This is a genomic window from Enterococcus sp. AZ080 (assembly GCF_051714945.1).
Taxonomy (GTDB): Bacteria; Bacillota; Bacilli; order Lactobacillales; family Enterococcaceae; genus Enterococcus_B; species Enterococcus_B pernyi.
On record NZ_JBIOSV010000001.1, the window covers coordinates 537,909 to 556,310 of the forward strand.

At 39.8% G+C, this 18,402-nt stretch carries 18 protein-coding genes and 1 pseudogene; 16 read left to right on the top strand and 3 right to left on the bottom strand.

Features of this window, described 5'->3' with window-relative positions:
- Positions 1-10: 10 nt before the first annotated feature.
- The 7 genes and pseudogenes from cls (at position 11) to IGK01_RS02540 (ending at position 7,696) form a co-directional block, all read left to right on the top strand.
- The gene (gene cls / locus IGK01_RS02510) at positions 11-1,540 is read left to right on the top strand and encodes a cardiolipin synthase (RefSeq protein ID WP_010736291.1); all 1,530 of its coding nucleotides are present in this window, start codon (positions 11-13) and stop codon (positions 1,538-1,540) included.
- A 260-nt stretch (positions 1,541-1,800) separates the two neighbouring features.
- A complete protein-coding gene (locus IGK01_RS02515) occupies positions 1,801-3,297 on the top strand; it encodes a phytoene desaturase family protein (RefSeq protein WP_071866704.1) in 1,497 nt (498 codons plus the stop codon).
- A 15-nt stretch (positions 3,298-3,312) separates the two neighbouring features.
- Positions 3,313-4,392, top strand: a complete 1,080-nt coding sequence (locus IGK01_RS02520) for a glycosyltransferase (RefSeq protein WP_096081376.1) — start codon at positions 3,313-3,315, stop codon at positions 4,390-4,392.
- 9 nt (positions 4,393-4,401) lie between these two features.
- Positions 4,402-4,893, top strand: coding sequence for a glycosyl-4,4'-diaponeurosporenoate acyltransferase (locus tag IGK01_RS02525; protein WP_071866705.1), 492 nt, complete (start codon positions 4,402-4,404; stop codon positions 4,891-4,893).
- 278 nt (positions 4,894-5,171) lie between these two features.
- Positions 5,172-5,428: pseudogene (locus IGK01_RS02530) on the top strand (type II toxin-antitoxin system YafQ family toxin); the annotation flags it as partial.
- Positions 5,429-6,382: 954 nt separating this feature from the next.
- Positions 6,383-6,811, top strand: a complete 429-nt coding sequence (locus IGK01_RS02535; RefSeq protein WP_023519128.1) for an RNA polymerase sigma factor — start codon at positions 6,383-6,385, stop codon at positions 6,809-6,811.
- A gap of 18 nt (positions 6,812-6,829) precedes the next feature.
- Entirely contained in the window at positions 6,830-7,696 is an 867-nt protein-coding gene (locus IGK01_RS02540; protein WP_023519129.1) for an RsiV family protein, read from the top strand.
- A 149-nt stretch (positions 7,697-7,845) separates the two neighbouring features.
- On the opposite strand, the gene IGK01_RS02545 is transcribed toward IGK01_RS02540, so the two are convergent.
- The 3 genes from IGK01_RS02545 to IGK01_RS02555 are packed head-to-tail and all read right to left on the bottom strand — an operon-like array spanning position 7,846 to position 9,965.
- The gene (locus IGK01_RS02545; protein ID WP_438748924.1) at positions 7,846-8,079 is read right to left on the bottom strand and encodes a hypothetical protein; all 234 of its coding nucleotides are present in this window, start codon (positions 8,077-8,079) and stop codon (positions 7,846-7,848) included.
- A 22-nt stretch (positions 8,080-8,101) separates the two neighbouring features.
- Positions 8,102-8,611, bottom strand: a complete 510-nt coding sequence (locus IGK01_RS02550) for a hypothetical protein (protein WP_153830440.1) — start codon at positions 8,609-8,611, stop codon at positions 8,102-8,104.
- Complete coding sequence (locus tag IGK01_RS02555) at positions 8,574-9,965, bottom strand: Y-family DNA polymerase (protein ID WP_438770553.1); 1,392 nt, start codon at positions 9,963-9,965, stop codon at positions 8,574-8,576. The genes IGK01_RS02550 and IGK01_RS02555 overlap by 38 nt, the downstream gene beginning before the upstream one ends.
- Positions 9,966-10,517: 552 nt before the next feature.
- On the opposite strand from IGK01_RS02555, the gene aroF reads away from it, so the two are divergent.
- The 9 genes from aroF (at position 10,518) to IGK01_RS02600 (ending at position 18,345) form a co-directional block, all read left to right on the top strand.
- Positions 10,518-11,537 (top strand): 3-deoxy-7-phosphoheptulonate synthase, encoded by a 1,020-nt coding sequence (gene aroF, locus IGK01_RS02560; protein ID WP_019722398.1) that lies wholly within the window; start codon positions 10,518-10,520, stop codon positions 11,535-11,537.
- Positions 11,538-11,551: 14 nt separating this feature from the next.
- Entirely contained in the window at positions 11,552-12,616 is a 1,065-nt protein-coding gene (aroB, locus tag IGK01_RS02565) for a 3-dehydroquinate synthase (protein ID WP_349520843.1), read from the top strand.
- Positions 12,617-13,783 (top strand): chorismate synthase, encoded by a 1,167-nt coding sequence (gene aroC / locus IGK01_RS02570; protein WP_010736270.1) that lies wholly within the window; start codon positions 12,617-12,619, stop codon positions 13,781-13,783.
- Positions 13,784-13,796: 13 nt separating this feature from the next.
- Positions 13,797-14,876, top strand: coding sequence for a prephenate dehydrogenase (locus IGK01_RS02575; protein WP_023519136.1), 1,080 nt, complete (start codon positions 13,797-13,799; stop codon positions 14,874-14,876).
- A 4-nt stretch (positions 14,877-14,880) separates the two neighbouring features.
- Positions 14,881-16,164, top strand: a complete 1,284-nt coding sequence (gene aroA, locus IGK01_RS02580; protein WP_349520841.1) for a 3-phosphoshikimate 1-carboxyvinyltransferase — start codon at positions 14,881-14,883, stop codon at positions 16,162-16,164.
- Entirely contained in the window at positions 16,164-16,670 is a 507-nt protein-coding gene (locus IGK01_RS02585; RefSeq protein ID WP_438840478.1) for a shikimate kinase, read from the top strand. The genes aroA and IGK01_RS02585 overlap by 1 nt, the downstream gene beginning before the upstream one ends.
- Positions 16,667-17,533: a prephenate dehydratase gene (gene pheA, locus IGK01_RS02590; RefSeq protein WP_023519138.1), complete on the top strand. Its 867-nt coding sequence runs from the start codon at positions 16,667-16,669 to the stop codon at positions 17,531-17,533. The genes IGK01_RS02585 and pheA overlap by 4 nt, the downstream gene beginning before the upstream one ends.
- Positions 17,534-17,697: 164 nt before the next feature.
- Positions 17,698-17,850, top strand: coding sequence for a type II toxin-antitoxin system HicA family toxin (locus IGK01_RS02595; protein WP_438747602.1), 153 nt, complete (start codon positions 17,698-17,700; stop codon positions 17,848-17,850).
- Positions 17,851-17,889: 39 nt separating this feature from the next.
- On the top strand, positions 17,890-18,345 hold the full coding sequence (locus IGK01_RS02600) for a type II toxin-antitoxin system HicB family antitoxin (RefSeq protein ID WP_010736265.1): 456 nt from the start codon (positions 17,890-17,892) through the stop codon (positions 18,343-18,345).
- Positions 18,346-18,402 lie beyond the last annotated feature (57 nt).

Genomic DNA, 18,402 nt, shown 5'->3' on the forward strand with positions numbered 1-18,402 from the left:
GGAGATAGATATGATAAAGAATAAATTGCAACAATACAAAATATTATTGATATTATTGATTCTTGTAGCTGTTTCGCTGATTATTTTTTTGAATCAAATCATTTATGCGTGGCTGATCGTGGAAATTTTTGCCTTTCTTCTTTGTGGCTATTTAGTGATTTTTGATCAAAGAGAAGCAACCTCTAAAATTGCTTGGATCTTAGCGTTATTATTTTTACCGGTCGTCGGGATCATGCTGTACTATCTGATTGGTCGTGAGCCACGATTACGCAAGTTATCGAAACAGCAACTAGACAATGAACGAAACATACAAGAGACGGTGTCCAAGATCCTTCAGGAACATTCAGAAATCATTCATGCCAAGCACGATCTTTCCAAAGAAATTTTCCATCTTTCCGCAAAGTATCCCACAAAAGACAATCAATTGACATTGTTAAAAGAAGGGACGGATGCTTTTGCTTCATTGTTGCAAGATATCAAACAGGCAACACATCATGTCCATGTTTTCTTCTATATTATAAAAGGGGATGAAACTGGCGAAGAACTAGTTGCTGCTTTGATCGAAAAAGCTCGACAGGGAATCAAAGTACGTTTTATGTATGACAGTGTCGGATCAATTGCTTTCCCGAATCAATTATTAGATACGATGCGAGAAAATGGTGTAGAGGTAAGAACCTATGATCTATTGAATTCACCGTGGCTGAGTAACAAAGCCAATTGGCGCAATCATCGGAAAATCGTTGTGATCGATGGGGAAATTGCACACACTGGTGGTATGAATATCGGGAATGAGTATAGTGGACGCGGGAAAAAGTTTTCTTATTGGCGGGATACGAATGTTCGAATCGAAGGGCCTTCTGTACTCGAGTTGCAGGAATGTTTCGTTTATGATTGGTTATTTCTCGATGAAGGGACGGAAACGATCACTTATTTCATCAATCAGCAAGAGCTGTATTTTCCATTACAAACGGAACAACCAAAAGGTTCGGAAATCGTACAGGTCGTTTACGGAGGGCCGTATGATCAGGAGAGGATCATCAAAGACTCTTTCAATGACTTGATTGGTAAAGCAGTTGATTCGATCAAGATTGCTATGCCTTACTTTATTCCAGATGAAGAAACTCTTGGGGCACTCAGACGAGCAGCTCGCTGTGGGATCAAAGTACAATTGATCATACCGGGAAAAGGCGATCGCGGGATTTCATTTCATGGGACGAACTCGTTTATTGATGAGTTGTTATCGGCAGGAGTTGAAGTGTCGATCTACGATACGACTGCATTTATCCATTGTAAATATATGATCGTTGATGATGTGGTTGCAACGATTGGATCAACTAATTTTGATATTCGCAGTTTTTATCTCAATCATGAACTGTCAATGTTCATTTATGGTCCATCAAAAACGATTGATGAATTGAACGTCCATTTTACAGAAGATTTAGCCCACGCTGAAAAGGTCAAAAAAGACGAATGGCAAGAGCGAAGTGCATGGACGAAAATCAAAGAGAAAATCAGTGGCTTGTTTGTGCCGATACTTTGATAGAAGCAACGGAATCAGCGCATAAGAACGTGCCATTAGCTTAAGACAGAATAGACAAAGCGTTTCATACGTGTTTGTTTCTTCTGTTTTTTCTTTTATCCTTTCTTAGTGTTTTATAACAATACAATGCGCAATAAAATAAGTTTTTTTAGAGATATGCTACTATAGAGATAGATATAAAGTGTTTTTTTACAGTTGGATCTTACGAATTTACATCTGTGAAAATGTGCTTTAAGACTTAGAAAGTAAGAGGTGATTTTGTGAAAAACAAACAGAAATCAGTCATTGTTCTGGGAGGTGGACTTGGTGGTTTGTCTGCAGCAGTTTCCTTAGCCCAAGAAGGATTCGACGTATCGCTATATGAAAAGAACGATCATTTAGGGGGGAAATTGAACCGTTTAGAAGCAAATGGGTTTGGCTTTGATCTAGGTCCATCGATTTTGACGATGCCCCAAATTTTTGAAAAACTGTTTCTCACGAGTGGCAAACAGATGGCAGATTACATTCCGATCGAACGGTTAGATTTGCAGTGGCGTTCTTTTTTTCCTGATCACACAACGATTGATCTATACAGTGATTTAACGAAAATGGCCCAAGAAAATCCTTTGCTGACTGAAAAAGACATGATGGAGTATCAAGATTTCTTAGACTATGCGAAGGAAATCTATGCGGCCACAGAAGTCGGTTATTTTGACAAAGGGCTTGATTCGACAATGGAGATTTTAAAAGAACATGGTGTGATCAAAGCGTTGAAAGGGTTTGATTATTTTTCTTCGATGCATGATGGAATCGCTAAACGTGTGAGTCATCCAAAAATGCAAGATATCTTAGGGTATTTCAGCAAATATGTCGGTTCCTCTCCTTATGATGCGCCAGCGGTTTTAAATATGATGAGTTACATGCAGCATGAGCAAGGAATTTGGTATGTTCCGGGCGGGATGCATAAAATTGCTGAAGGAATCGTCAATCTTGGAAAAGAGCTCGGCGTAGCGTTCCATACTGGCTGTCAGGTTGAAAAACTAAATGTAGTGGATGAACAGATCCGTTCGGCACGACTAGCGGATGGGACGGTGATCGAAGCAGATTATTTTGTTTCGAATATGGAAGTCATCCCAGCTTATGAACAATTATTAGATGAAAAACCAGCGTTTACAGAGAAATTAGAAAAGAAATTTGAACCCGCAAGTTCTGGTTTTGTCTTGCATCTAGGTGTTAATAAAGAATACCCACAATTAGCCCATCATAATTTTTTCTTTTCGAATGCTTCTAAAGAAAACTTTGATCAAAACTTCCATCAGCATCAGTTGCCAGACGACCCAACGATCTATCTTGTGAATGTCAATAAGACTGATCCTTCTCAAACCATCGAAGGACATGAGAACATCAAGATTTTACCGCACATCCCTTATTTACAAGATCAACCATTTACAGAGGCAGAATACGATGCCTTTCGGGAGCGTATCTTGATCAAATTAGAAACGATGGGATTAACGGATTTGAGAAAACATATTGTCTATGAAAATCGTTGGACCCCGGAAGATATCCAAAAAAATTATTTATCCCATCGTGGAGCAATCTATGGGACTGTCTCTGATCGTAAGAAAAATCATGGGTTCAAACATGCAAAACATAGTGAGCGCTATGACAACTTATACTTTGTAGGTGGGACAGTCAATCCAGGTGCAGGTATGCCAATGGTCACTTTGAGTGGGCAACAAGTGAGTGACAAGATTGCTCGAAGAGAAGCGGATGTATAGGAAGGAAGGCTTATTTTGTTACTAATAATGATCGTCCTTTTTGTTGCTTGGCTTTCAGGTTGGTGTATCTTTTATCGACTGCCATTCATCACAAACCTAACCTCTGCAAAACGTTTTGACACAAATGTTTCAATCATTATTCCTGTACGTAACGAAGCAAATACGCTCCCCAAATTGCTACAATCGATCCAAAGGCAAACGATCCAACCACGAGAAATCATCGTCGTGGATGATGATTCCACTGACGGTACAGCAGAAATCGCCAAGAACTTAGATGCAACAGTTTTCTCAAATGATCGTGAGCAGCATGGCAAGGCGGCTGCCTGTTGGTTAGGTGCAACAAAGGCCCAAAGTGAGCATTTCTTATTTTTAGATGCAGATACATTTTTTCAGACAGACAATAGTTTGGAAAGACTGTTGAATGAATACGAAAAAAGAGGGAATAGTGGCTTGCTGTCGCTTCAACCGTTTCATCAAACTGTTCGCTTTTATGAACAGCTCTCGTTTGTTTTCAATGTGGTCATTCTAGTAGGGTTGAATACTTTTTCTGTGCTAGGTGAAAAATTAAAAGCAGCGGGGGCGTTTGGGCCGTGTATCTTATGCTCGAAAACCGATTATTTCCAAGTCGATGGGCATAAAGATATGCCTCGTGGGATCTTAGATGATATGGCTTTAGCCAATCGTTTTCAAAAGGCAGGATTTCCCATCCATTTATATGGTGGGAAAGAGTTGATTGCTTTTCGCATGTATCCTGAAGGTTTCAAGCAATTGATCCAAGGATGGACAAAGGATTTTGCCACAGCTTCTAGAGCAACCAATCCCTTTATTTTGTTAGGAGTCATCCTCTGGATAAGTGGTGGTGTTGGCTCAGTGTTGGCTTTTGGTATGGAACAATGGCCGCTCGCACTGGTTATTTATTGCCTGTATGTGCTCCAATGTATTGTATTTGCCAAACGTGTAGGAAATTTCAAGCCGATTTTCTTGTTCGTTTTTCCGTTCTTTTTTATCTTCTTTCTTTTCTTGTTTTTGTGGTCATTGATCCAAACCTATCTTTTGAAATCAGTGACTTGGAAAGGAAGAAAAATCAAACTTTAGGAGGTTTTTATGCCACTGATCCATTTGACCACTGGAGTATTAGTGATGCTCGACATTCTTGCCTGGTTTATTTTTCATTTGGGTATATCCTTTGGTGTACGTCAAATTTCTGACTCTTTTTTTGAAAGAAAGCGTCGTTGGTTTCGTTCTTTTTCTTTTGAAAAGCAAGGAGTTATTTGGGAGAAAAAATTTCGAATCAAAAAATGGAAAGACAAGCTGCCAGATGGTACTGTGATTGCCAAGAGTGGATTCGATAAATCAAGACTTGGTAAGACTGATTCTGCCGCACTGAAGAAATTCATCATTGAAACACAAAGAGCAGAGCTGACACATTGGCTATTGATTGCGCCAGCGTTCCTTTTCTTTTTGTGGAATCCCAAATGGGCGGGGTGGGTCATGGTTTTTTATGCGCTTCTTGTCAATATCCCATTTATTATGATCCAACGCTATAATCGGCCACGATTGGAACGAGCGTTCATTAGAAGAATGAGGAATAAGTAGGTTCTTAAAACGGATTTATGTTTCTTTTATGTTGTTTATATGTTGAAAAATAGCAGAGGTGATGACATGGAAACGACAAAAAAGAAACCAATCCATATCTCAATTGATGAGGATTTGAAAAAGGATGCTGAGCAATTATTTGCTGAGTTGGGTATGAATATGATAACCGCAATTACAGTTTTTTAAAAACAGTCTGTAACTAAACTGGTACTTCCTTTTAAAATTGAAAGGGAAAATTCGGCTACTTTGCAAGCGAGAAAAGATGCTGGAGGACTTTTTATACTTCACAATTCAAGCGAGACTATAAAAAAACGAAAAAACAGGGAAAAGATTTAGCAAAACTAAGAAAGGTGCTATCTCATTTGCAAGCCAACATAAATGCCCCAAACTGTATCGTGATCATCATTTGACCGGCAATTATGTGGGGTTTAGAGAATGTCATATCAGTCCTGATTGGCTATTAGTATATAAGATTGATAATGATCAATTAATATTGATACTTGCTAGGCTGGGATCCCATAGTGAATTATTTTAAAGAAGTTGTGAAATAAATGGACAACTCAGAAAAATAAACGAGAAAATCTAAAACTTGTTTTAAAAGTGTTTGGATTCTCTCGTTTATTTTGTTCTAGGAGTTACTAGAGAAATAGTGTAATCGTTTTTTTAGGAAGAAAAAACAAATTTTAGGAGCTTTTTATGCTACTGATTCATTTGATCACTGGAGTGTTAGTGATTCTTGATATTCTTGCCTGGTTTATTTTCCACTTGGGTCTATCCTTTGGAGTACGTCAAATCGCTGACTCTTTTTTTTAAAGATATCATCGTTGGTTTCGTGCCTTTTGAAAAGTGAGGAGTTATTTGGGAGAAAAAATTTCGGATAAAAAATGGAAAGATAAGCTGCCAGATGGTACTGTGATTGCTAAAAACGAATAAATGGTTTTCTAGAAGTGAATACTACATAAACAAGCACCAAAATCCATCGATGAATAATTGTGGGGTTTTGGTGCTTTTTAGCGGAGCTTAACACTTTTATCAGAATGTCACAAACTGTCTTTTGTGCAAAGTTAGTGATTCAAAATAAAGTTGATTTTTTTGAAACTTTTCTTAGAAAACGATCGTCTAATTAAGTATAAAAAAAGAAAGCGGAGTGAGCGTATGAAACATGAAAAAAACTATTCATTTTTAACGATAGAACTAATTTTCCTAGTCTTATTGTTCCTGTTTACCAGCCTTTTTTTATGGATGTATTCAATGGATACATTTTCGATCATAGAAGAAAAGCCACAAGAGATAGGGACAAGCGAGTCGACTAGAACGAAAGATACACAACCACGTAAGGAAGCAAACAAGGATTTTATGCGAGAACTGGGTGAAATTTATTATTTGAGATAGGGAGGGATCTAATATTTTTAATCGGATAGCAAAAAAGCAGCGAGTCAGACATTATGAATCTCAGTTAGAACAGCTGATTGAGACACAATATCAAAAAATGTATCGAATCGCTTATAGTTATACACACTGTTCGGAAGATGCACTAGATGTTATCCAAGATAGCTTTCAAAAAGCGCTGATGGATTTCTCAAAGGTAAAGAAGATCGATCATTTTCAAGCTTGGTTTTATAAAATCTTAGTCCGCACAGCAATTGATTATTGGCGCAAGAATAAACGAATGCCTTTGAATTTTGAATTGGAAGACTGTCCAGGACTTGAATTCATCGATTGTCAAAATGATGTTTCTTACATGGAATTACGTGAATTATTGAGCCAAACGCCTAGCCCAGAACGCGAGATTATTATCTTGAAATTTTTTGAAGGATTTACATTGAAAGAAATTGCTCAGATTTTAAATTTAAATGAGAATACAGTGAAAACAAAAATGTATCGCTCACTAGATAATTACAAAGAAATTTTAAAATAAAGGAGAGTGGATAGCGAAATGGGAGGAACAAAGAAAAAAATAAGTATGATGAATCAGGCGTATCGAGCGGGGGAAATTCCTGAACAGCTAGAAGATGAGCTATTCAAGCGTTTTACGATTGCCAAGAAAAAAGTGAAGGTGAAACGACAAGTAAAACATGCTGTTCATATCGGTTTGGGGATCGTCTGCTCTGTACTTATTTTGTTCGCAGGTGTTCAAAATAGAGACTTTCGCGTATGGGCGACAGAAATCCCTGTTCTCGGAGAATTGGTTTCGATCATTACTGGGAAAACCTATTCATTCCAAGAAGAGGAATCGGGTATCAGGATTGCTGTTCCAAAAATAATTGGAAAAGAAGAAATCCATGACCAGTTGAATCGAAAATATCTCGCAGAGGGACAACAAGCTTATGAGGAAGGAGTGAAAGAAATCAAGAAAAACGGGCAACAGATTGATACAACAGGTGGATATCGCATATTGGTCAATGATGAGCGATTTTTAGTGATTGATCGTTCAATCGAACAGACAATTGCAAGTACGCAAACGAACAATCAATTTGACACGTTAGATAAACAAAATGAGGTACTTGTGTCTTTGCCTTTATTATTTAAAAATGATGATTATCTCATTGCTCTTTCAAAAGAAATTGAAGAACAGATGAAAAATCGTATGGAAAAAAATCCAGAATCAACTTATTTTGCTCTAGAGGATAATGGCTCATTTTTATTAAAAAAAGATCCTAGTTTTTATATCAATAAAGAACACCAGCTGGTTATCTTCTTTGATAAATACGAGGTAGCACCTGGTGCTATGGGGACACAAGAATTCGTTATTGATACAAATAAAATCCAATCTTTATTGGCTGACCCAAACTATTTGAACTAAAGCTTTCAGACTTTACGAATAGAATCGTTCTTTGCTGAGAATAGTAGCATCAACCGGTAGAATCTTTTTTACATGTTTACCGGTTGATGCTTTTTAGGTTGAGAGAAATAGCATTCAATAATGGCCGAAGAATCCAATGCTTATCTGAATTACTCAATCGCTTGCTTGACGATTTCTTGCCAAAAATGAAAATATTCCTCTTCTAAATCGATCGAATCAAGTTCATCCCAAGCAATAAAGCCCTCGTTTACATAAAAGCCATCTTCTGTCATCTTTTTTTGAATCTTTCCTCTATAGTTTTCTCCCTTTTTTGTTTGGATCGTAATTTCTTGTTTGGCAATATAAGCAGTGATTATGACAGTTTCGAAATGATTCTTTACCATTGTCAACGGCAACGCCTCCCTTTTAGTCATTTTCCTCTTCAAAAGCTTGATAAAATTCATCTTTGATCAATTGCAACTCAGCTTGTTGGTTTGGCTTGTTCCAATCGATTGATCGGGAAACTTGTTCGTCATATGTCTTGTTGGTACTAAACTCAAACCATTTCATTTCTTGTTTCAAACCAACGTGACGAATGTTCTCCCAGAGAATCTGGTACTGGTCAATCGTCAGATATTCTTCATCACATTCGCCTAAGAAAACGCCCTCGATATTTTCTCTATATCGACCAAATTCATCTTTTGTGTTTAATTGGATGGTCACTCTTTGTCGGTAGAGAAAGGACTGTAATAGTACTTGGTCGATTTCCTCTCTCGTCATTTGCAATTGGGGAGGGAGGTCTTTTAAGGCGACTGCTGCATTTTCTTCGATCCCTTTAACTAGCTCATCCATGGCAAAAGCGGTTCCCCATTTCAAGCCAAAGGGGCGATCACGGTATTCATTGTAATCGAGAAATTCTTTTTTCGTGCGTCGCATGTCCCTCACCTTCAATACCAGCCATTCCGCCAGCATGACCGCCTACAAGCGAACTGCGGGCGATTGCTCGACCACCTTCTAGTAAACTATGTGCATGGACGATTGCTTTAAATCCATATTTTTGTCGAATCTTATCCACGACAAAGTCAATCTTTGCCGCATTGACTTGCTCTTTAGGATCATCGAATAGATTCAATTGCAAGCCAGTCGCATAAACTAAGCGAGAACAGTTGACGCCGATACTTCGGATATCTTGCCGTTGATAATGTCGATCAAAAATCATCAATAGTGCTTCTGCTAAAACATGACTGGCATTGGTCGGCTCGATTTTCATCTGTTGGTGAAACCCAGTTTTTCCTGAAACATCTGTGTAGCCCAAAGAAAAGCCGACCCACAGACTAACTACTTGTGCTTTTGCTTCTTCTCGACGTAAGCGTGTGCCTACTTGATCTGCCATTTCCTTGATCACGATTTCAATCTCTTCTCGGCGGGTATAGTCCTTATTGAGGATTTGACTATTTCCGATGCTTTTTGATTTAGGGGTGTAGACTTCACCAAGAAAGCTCCGATCGATTCCCCAGGCATGGGCATAAAGTTGTGTACCAATTACCCCCATTGCACTTTTTAAACGATAGTAATCCGCATGTGCAAGCTCATAGATGCTATGGATGTTCATTTTAGTTAAACGAATCGCTGTTTTTCGACCGATCCCCCAAAAATCTGTCAGCTGAGGAATCCGCCAAAGTTTTTCAGGGACGTCTTCATAACGCCATTCGGCGATCATGTCTCGGGTATCCTTCGCTTCATTATCCAGAGCTAATTTTGCCAATAGTGGATTATCACCGATACCGATCGTGGTATAGATCCCTGTCTGGTCATAAACGTCTTGACGAATTTTTTTTGCAAGTGTCCGGGCATCAGGAGCATCGAACAAATTCAAACTATTTGTGATATCCAAAAAACTTTCGTCGACCGAATAGACATGATGGTTACTCTCGTCTGCATAGGTTTTATAAATCGCATTGATTTCTTTGTTCTTCTCCATATAATAAGCCATTCGTGGTGGGGCAATATATAGATCACTGGGATAAGGAAAGGGCAAATCACGCGCACGACTGATATTCGTGATCCCGTAGGCTTTTTTTGCAGCTGGACTAGAGGCAAGGATCAACCCGCTACCACGTTCTTCCCATGAATTTCCGGGGTACGACATAACAACTAGTTTGGTTGTTAAAGGGTCTAAACCAAGTGAGACACATTCAACAGAAGCATAGAACGACTTACAATCAATACATAAAATATCTCTAGAAGGTTCTTTATGATAGTCAAATACAGGATTTTGATTTTTAAACATAACAGTCACCTCTTCTACATGATTAGAACACACGTTCGCGTTTTTTGTCAACGAAAAAATCAATAGGAACTTTAAAAAAACATCGGTCTTCTAAAGGATCATTAGCATAAAGAGAAAAAGATTTGAAAAAGTAGTTGACTTATTTCAGAAAGAAATCTATACTTAAACCAATCTTAAATCAGTTTGGAGCGATTTCTTATGAAAATCACATTGAATTCACAACTGAATACGTATTACTTTAGCTATTTTAGATAGGTTTGTATTCATGACATTCATGGGTGCAAACACAACGTTTGTATCTATGATGGCTAAGGATGTTTGAGATGACTTGTCCGCCACATAGATGAAAATCTATAGTGGCTTTTTTGTTAGAATTGGTGAAGGCCCACTGTAGATTTGTCTACGGCGGGCTTTTTTTATACCTAACGAAAGGAGAACCACATCAGTTCATTTTCCAACGAGTTATTTTAAGTAAACAACGAACGATTTTCCATTGTCGATCAAGTGTTCAAACAGTGATAAAAAAATAAAAATAAAAAAGGATGTTATCTTATGATTTTAATTATTAAACCAGGAATTGAAGTAAACCAACTAGAACCAGTACTTTCACGTATCAAGGAAGAGGGCTTGGACGTTCAGATCAACCATGGCAAAGATCGTCTTGTTTTAGGATTGATCGGTGATCCAAAAATTATCCAAGGTGTACCATTTGAAAGATACGACACGGTGGAGCGTGCAGTAAAAATCTCTAATACGTACAAACTGACTTCTCGAGAATTTCATCCGCAAGATACAGTCGTTGATGTGGATGGTTTGAAAATCGGTGATGGTAGTTTTGTGACGATGGCTGGTCCTTGTTCAGTAGAAGGCGAAGAACAAATCATGGAAACTGCTCGTATGGCAAAAGCTGGTGGGGCAACAGTCCTACGTGGAGGAGCCTACAAACCTAGAACGTCACCCTACGCTTTCCAAGGATTAGGAGAAGAAGGACTGAAAATGATGCGTAAAGCAGCGGATCATTACGGCTTAAAAGTCATTACCGAAGTCATGGATGAAGCTCATATCGATGTCGTTTGTGAATACACAGATATCATTCAGATTGGTGCCAGAAATATGCAAAACTTTCGTCTATTAGAAGCTGTTGGGAAAACAGGAAAACCAATTGGCTTGAAACGTGGGATTTCAGGGACGATCGAAGAATGGTTGAATGCGGCGGAATACATTGCGGTACAAAACAATCCAAACATCATCTTTATCGAACGTGGTATTCGTACTTACGAAACAGCGACACGTAATACCTTCGATCTAAGTGCTGTACCGATCATTAAAAAATTAAGTCATTTCCCGATCATCGTTGATCCAAGTCATGGTACAGGGGTTTGGGATCTCGTATCACCAATGGCAAGAGCCGGTGTTGCTAGTGGCGCAGATGGGATGATCGTAGAGATCCACCCTGATCCAATCCACGCATGGTCAGATGGACAGCAATCATTGAATGAAAAGAACTACCTACGAATGATGGAAGAAGTCGAGATTTTAGTTGAAGCAATGAATAAAATCAAAGCCTTATAGAAAAGAGGAGCGTCATGTTAGAAGTTGTCTTACCAGAAAAAAGCTATGAGATCATCATTGAACGAAATGCACTCGATCATGTGTCTGAGTGGATCGAAGGAATCTGGAAAAATAAAAAAATCGCGATTATCAGTGATACGAATGTTTTTCCGATATACGGCGAAAAAATTTGTCAACAGTTGCGGGCAAGCTACGAAGTCGTCCATTATGTTGTTTCAGCTGGGGAGAGCAGCAAATCATTCGACATGGCAGCTCACCTCTATGCGTTTTTAGCAGAAGAACAATTTACGCGTAGTGATGCGGTGATTGCGCTTGGAGGGGGAGTGATCGGCGATTTAGCCAGCTTCGTTGCTTCCACCTATATGCGAGGGATTTCATTTGTCCAGATCCCGACTTCCCTACTGGCACAGGTCGATTCAAGCATTGGAGGAAAAACAGCAATCAATGCACCCATGGCGAAAAATATGATTGGGACATTTGCACAACCAGACGGGGTATTGATCGATCCAGAGACGTTAATGACGTTATCAGAGCGTAGAATCCAAGAAGGGATCGCTGAGATCATCAAGTGTGGCGCAATCAGTGATGAAACGCTATGGCAAGATTTGGCAAAATTAACAGGAGTTGCTGACTTACTGGCTAATAGTGAAAAAATCATTGAAAAGGCGTTGCGTGTGAAGAAACAAGTTGTTGAAGAAGATCAATTCGATAACGGGCATCGTTTGTTACTGAACTTTGGCCATACGATCGGACATGCCATCGAAAATACTGCTGGTTATGGTCAGATCAGTCATGGTGAAGCCGTAGCGATCGGTATGGTGCAAATCACCAAGCAAGCCGAAAAGCTGGGACAATCACCAGTGGGTATCACTGCGCAATTGATCCACATGATCGAAAAGTATCAGTTACCGATCAAGTACCAACCTTGGGAGGAGCAATCCCTTTATGATGCGATCACCCACGATAAAAAGGCACGTGGAAAGACATTGAAAATTATTTTATTAGATAAAATCGGACAAGCAAGAATCCAAGAAATCCCGCTTGAGTCCGTGAAAGACTATTTAAAGGAGGGGAACTAAATGCGTTTTTTAACAGCAGGAGAATCTCATGGTCCACAGTTAACTGCCATTATTGAAGGTATCCCGGCAGGTTTAGAAGTTTCACTTGAAAAAATCAATGAAGATCTTGCGAGGCGACAAGGGGGTTACGGTCGTGGTGGCAGAATGAAGATCGAGAAAGATCGTGTCCAAATCACCTCAGGTATTCGACATGGTAAAACGCTTGGTTCGCCAATCACAATGATCGTGGAGAATAAAGACTGGAAGAATTGGCAGACGGTGATGTCAGTCGAGCCAATCGAAGAAAAACATGTCACACGTCGTCGAGTAGCCAAACCTCGTCCAGGACATGCGGATCTAGTTGGTGGAATGAAATACCAACATCAAGATCTTAGGAATGTGTTAGAACGGTCTTCAGCTAGAGAAACGACCATGCGTGTAGCAATCGGCTCTTTAGCAAAACAGATCCTAGCAGCACTAGATATTGAAATTGCCAGTCACGTAGCAGTTCTTGGAGGGGTCAAAGCAACGATTCCTGAAGTGCTACCTGTGGCGGTGATCAAGGAAAAAACAACGATCTCCGAAGTCAATATGGTAGACCTTGAGATCGAAGAACAAGTCAAAACATTGATCGATGAGACGAAAAAAGCAGGTGATACCTTAGGTGGTGTCGTCGAAGTCCGGGTTGAAAATGTACCGGCTGGTTTGGGTAGTTATGTCCAATGGGATAAAAAATTAGATGGAAAATTAGCACAAGCCATGCTGAGTATCAATGCCTTCAAAGGGGTAGAATTTGGGATCGGTTTTGATGCAGCGACTTTACCAGGTTCTAAAGTTATGGATGAAATCACCTGGGATCAAGAACAAGGCTACCGCCGGACAACCAATCATTTAGGTGGATTTGAAGGTGGGATGACAAATGGGGAACAAATCATCGTTCGTGGTGTGATGAAACCGATCCCTACACTTTACAAGCCGTTGATGAGTGTGGATATCGACACGAAAGAAGCCTATAAAGCAAGTGTCGAACGTTCCGACAGTACCGCTGTACCAGCAGCTTCTGTGGTGGCTGAACACGTCATTGCAACAGCACTTGCCGTGGAGATCCTTGAACATTTCCCAGCGGATAACATGAGTGAGCTGAAAAAATCTGTTGCCAGTCATCGGCAGATGATCCAAGACTTTTAGTGAGGAGACTGATATGAAGAAAAAGGTATTTGTCTTAGGTTTAGGTCTGATTGGTGCTTCGCTTTGCCGAGCCATCAAAGGATCGAATGTGACTCTTTATGGATGGGATCATTCAGCAGAAACAAGAAAAATTGCAGAAGAAGTCCAATTAGTGGATCATCTGGTGTCTGGGATCGAAGAAGCAAGTCAAATGGATGTTATTTTATTAGCGGTTCCTGTACAAGTTAGTTTGGACTATTTGCAACAATTAGCGACACTTCCGCTAAAGGAAACTGTATTGGTCAGTGATACTGGCAGTACGAAAGCAGCAATCATGACAGCGGCTAAGGAATTACCTTTTACTTTTATTGGTGGACACCCAATGGCAGGCTCGCATAAATCTGGAGTAAAAGCCGGCAATCCCAATTTGTTCGAGGAAGCTTATTATATATTGACCAATGATCATGAGAGTGATCGTGTAGCTGAACTGATGGAACTATTAGAACCGACTCGAGCAAAATTTGTATTGATGGAAGCCAAAAATCATGATGAGATCGTCGGCGTTTTAAGCCATTTGCCTCATATCGTGGCTGCTGGTTTAGTGCAAACCAGTGATGAACTCAATCAAAAACATCCAAGAGCCTCCCAACTTGCAGCCGGAGGGTTTCGAGATATTACGCGTATTGCTTCTTCTGATCCAAAAATGTGGACAGATATCTTATTAACGAATCAAGAAATCATGCTGTCTTTACTAGAAGAATGGCAATCCTCCATGGAAACATTGAAAACACAACTTGCGAGAAATGATGAAGAGGCCATTTATCGATTTTTTGCACAAGCGAAGCAAACAAGGGATCAGTTGCCGAAGAAACGACAAGGAACGATTCCAGCGTTCTATGATCTATACGTTGATATTCCGGATATTTCCGGTGCAGTTGCTAAGGTGACAACGGCTTTGAGCCAAGCAGATATTTCAATCATCAATCTAAAAATACAAGAAACTAGAGAAGATATTTTCGGAGTCCTTGAATTGTCCTTCAAAAATCAAACCGATTTAGAAAAAGGACAAGCATTGATTCAAGCGGAAAATTTTCACTGTTGGATCAGGAGTTGAGACAATGCAATTACTTAATGCTACACATGGGATCAAAGGTGAGCTAACGGTTCCAGCAGATAAGTCGATTTCTCATCGCAGCATCATGTTTGGTGCAATCAGTCATGGAAAAACGACGATAACGAACTTTTTAAAAGCAGAAGATTGCTTGAGTACGATGTCCATATTTAGACAATTAGGTGTGAGAATAGAAGAGGAAGAAGAGAAAATCCATGTTTATGGTCATGGCGTAGAGGGATTACAAACACCAACAGAACGTTTAGATGCAGGTAATTCTGGTACAACGATCCGTTTACTTTTAGGGGTTTTAGCTGGAAGTAAGATTTCGGCAGAAGTGTCTGGAGATGACTCGTTGAATCGTCGCCCGATGGGGAGAGTGATGAATCCTTTACGTGAAATGGGTGCGGATCTTAAAGGGATCGAACATCCAGATCTACCACCTTTACGAGTGACTGGTGGGCCTTTGAAACCAATCGAATATGAGATGCCGATTGCCAGTGCGCAAGTCAAATCAGCGATTTTATTCGCGGCACTTCAAGCAGATGGTGAGACAACGATCATCGAAAAAGAACGCTCACGGAATCATACAGAAGAAATGATCAAACAATTTGGTGGAGAAATCAGAGTAGAAGATAAAGTGATCACACTTGCTGGCGGACAACGGTTAGTTGGACAAAACGTGGCGGTACCTGGGGATATTTCGTCAGCAGCCTTTTATCTAGTCGCAGCAAGTATTTTGCCAGATAGTGAAGTCTTATTGAAACAAGTAGGAATCAATCCAACACGAACAGGGATTTTAGATGTATTGATCGAAATGGGGGCTTCGATCCAAGAAATGCAAATCGATCAACAAAATCAAGCGGCTGACTTAATGGTACGTTCTGCCAACTTGCAGGCGTGTACGATCGAAGGAGAAATCATTCCTCGCTTGATCGATGAATTACCGATTTTGGCATTAGCTGCAACACAAGCACAAGGCACGACGATCATTCGGGACGCACAAGAATTAAAAGTGAAAGAAACAAATCGCATCGATGCGACAGCGGAAGAATTGATAAAAATGGGCGCAAACATCGAAACAACAGATGATGGGCTGATCATTCATGGTCCGACACCTTTGCATGGGGCAATTGTTGACAGTCATGGGGATCATCGCATTGGCATGATGTTACAGATTGCCGCATTATTGACCGATGAGCCAGTTGAATTGAACCATCCAGAAGCGGTAAATATTTCTTATCCTGACTTCTTCACTGATCTAGCTGGTCTGATCAAGGAGAAAAACTAATGGCTGCAATTGTGCTGATTGGTTTTATGGGCGCCGGTAAAACAACGATCAGTCGCAAGCTTTCTATGCAGTTAAAGAAACCATTGATCGATATGGATACAAAACTAGTCGAGGAGTTTGGCTGTTCGATCAGTCAGTATTTTGAATTACATGGCGAAGCTGCCTTTCGACAGAAAGAAACGAAGCTACTGAAAAACTCATTGCAAGAAGAAGCGATCATTGCGACAGGTGGGGGAGTTATCCTACAAGAAGAAAATCAACGACTGCTGACAGATCATCTGGTGGTTTACTTAAAAGTTGATCCCGATCTTTTGATCAAACGTATCCGCCAAGATCACAAACAAGCCCGTCCGTTGGCACTCGATAAAGATGATACAGAGTTAAAAGAATTATTTTTTTCGCGGAAAAAACACTATGAAACATTAGCAGATTTTACGATAGAAACAACTGGTAAATCACCAGCAGAAGTTGTCTCAGAAATCATAAAGCAGGTGATGAATCGATGAAAATTGGTTATCTAGGCCCAAAAGGTTCCTTCACATATAGTGCAGTAAAGAATTATTTCAACGAAGGCGATTGGTCTCCGTATCAAGCTTTAACAAATTTGATTGATGCTCAGATCAACGATGCGATCGATTATGCGATGGTACCGATCGAGAATTCCATCGAAGGTTCTGTATTGCCCACATTAGACCATGTCTATGAAACCTTACCAACGATCCAAGGAGAAATCGTTTTACCAATCAAGCAACAATTGATGGTACATCCTAAGCATCAACAGATGTGGCAAGAGGTAACAAAAATCTGTAGTCATCCGCAAGCGTTGGCACAATCGCAAGTATTTTTGAAGCAACAGTTCCCTGACGTGGAAATCGAGCAAATGGGTTCGACTGCCCAAGGTGCCCAACAAGTTGCCGAGCATCCTGAACAAAAAATCGCGGCAATCGGACCTAAAGAAGCTGCGGAACAGTTTGGTTTGACCATCGTTCAGCAAGATATCCAATCGATCCGCAACAATGAAACCCGTTTTTGGCTACTAGGTTCCTCACCGATGTCATCTCAATTACCAGTCAGTACTTACAAAGCAACGCTATTTGTAGACTTGCCAGAAAATCGCCCAGGTGCGTTATATCAAGTACTTGCGGTGTTTGCAGAACAAAAACTTAATTTGACCAAAATCGAGTCTAGACCGCAAAAAACCTCGTTAGGTGAATACTTTTTCGTGATCGAAGTAGAGATTGAACAAGCAGATACAAAATTGAACGAAGCAATCAAACTACTGGAACAGCGAGCATTTCCGGTCCAATTGATTGGAGAATATCCAGTGTACCGTAGCCGTGAGGATAAAAAAGCGACATACAGAAAATAAATCAAAGCAGCTGAACCTAGATAGCTGCCTTGGTTTTTTTTGAATAATTTTTCTATATTTGCTTTTACACGTATAGCACGTGTTTTTTATTTTTTTCACGTGTTACACGTGTTAGTATAGATATGTCAGGAGGTATTGTAACAATGCCAATGACATAACAGGAAATGGTCAAACTCTTGATTTCCATAAGTGGGTTAAAAGTTAAAGGTGGAAAAGGTTCTCATATAAAAGTGAAACTACCAGGAGTAAATCGACCAATTATTGTTCCTTCCAAGCTACCTAAAGGGACAGAACATGCGATACTGAGGCAGGGTTAAAATAGCTTTGTTCCTGCTTCTTGAGAGAGGAGGAGGATCATGCTTATTTCATATCCGGCATTATTCTATTCAGAAACAAGTGAAGGCTATGACTCGGGATTTTCTGTTTTCTTTCCAGATTTTCCGGAGATGGCTGGTACAAGCGGATCTGACATTCCTGAAGCGCTCGAAAATGCCTCTGATTACTTAGGTATTCTTTTGGCGGCTGAGATAGAAGAAGACCGAACATTACCTGAACCATCTCTTATCAGTTCATTGTCACTTATAGAAAATAACCCTTTTAAAAGTGACTCTGAGTTCATATTAGAATATGATGCTGAAAAATCATTTATTTCAATGGTCTCTGTAGATCTAACAGAATATTTAGGCACAGAGGAACCTGTAAAAAAGACGTTAACGATCCCAAAATGGGCAGATAAGTTAGGTAAAGAAATGCATCTAAATTTTTCAAAGACATTGACTGAAGCCATTGTTCGTGAAAAACTAGGTGCTTAACTTTAAAAGAGAAACTATCATTTTTCTTTTAAATAAAATAGGTTATAAATCATAAAC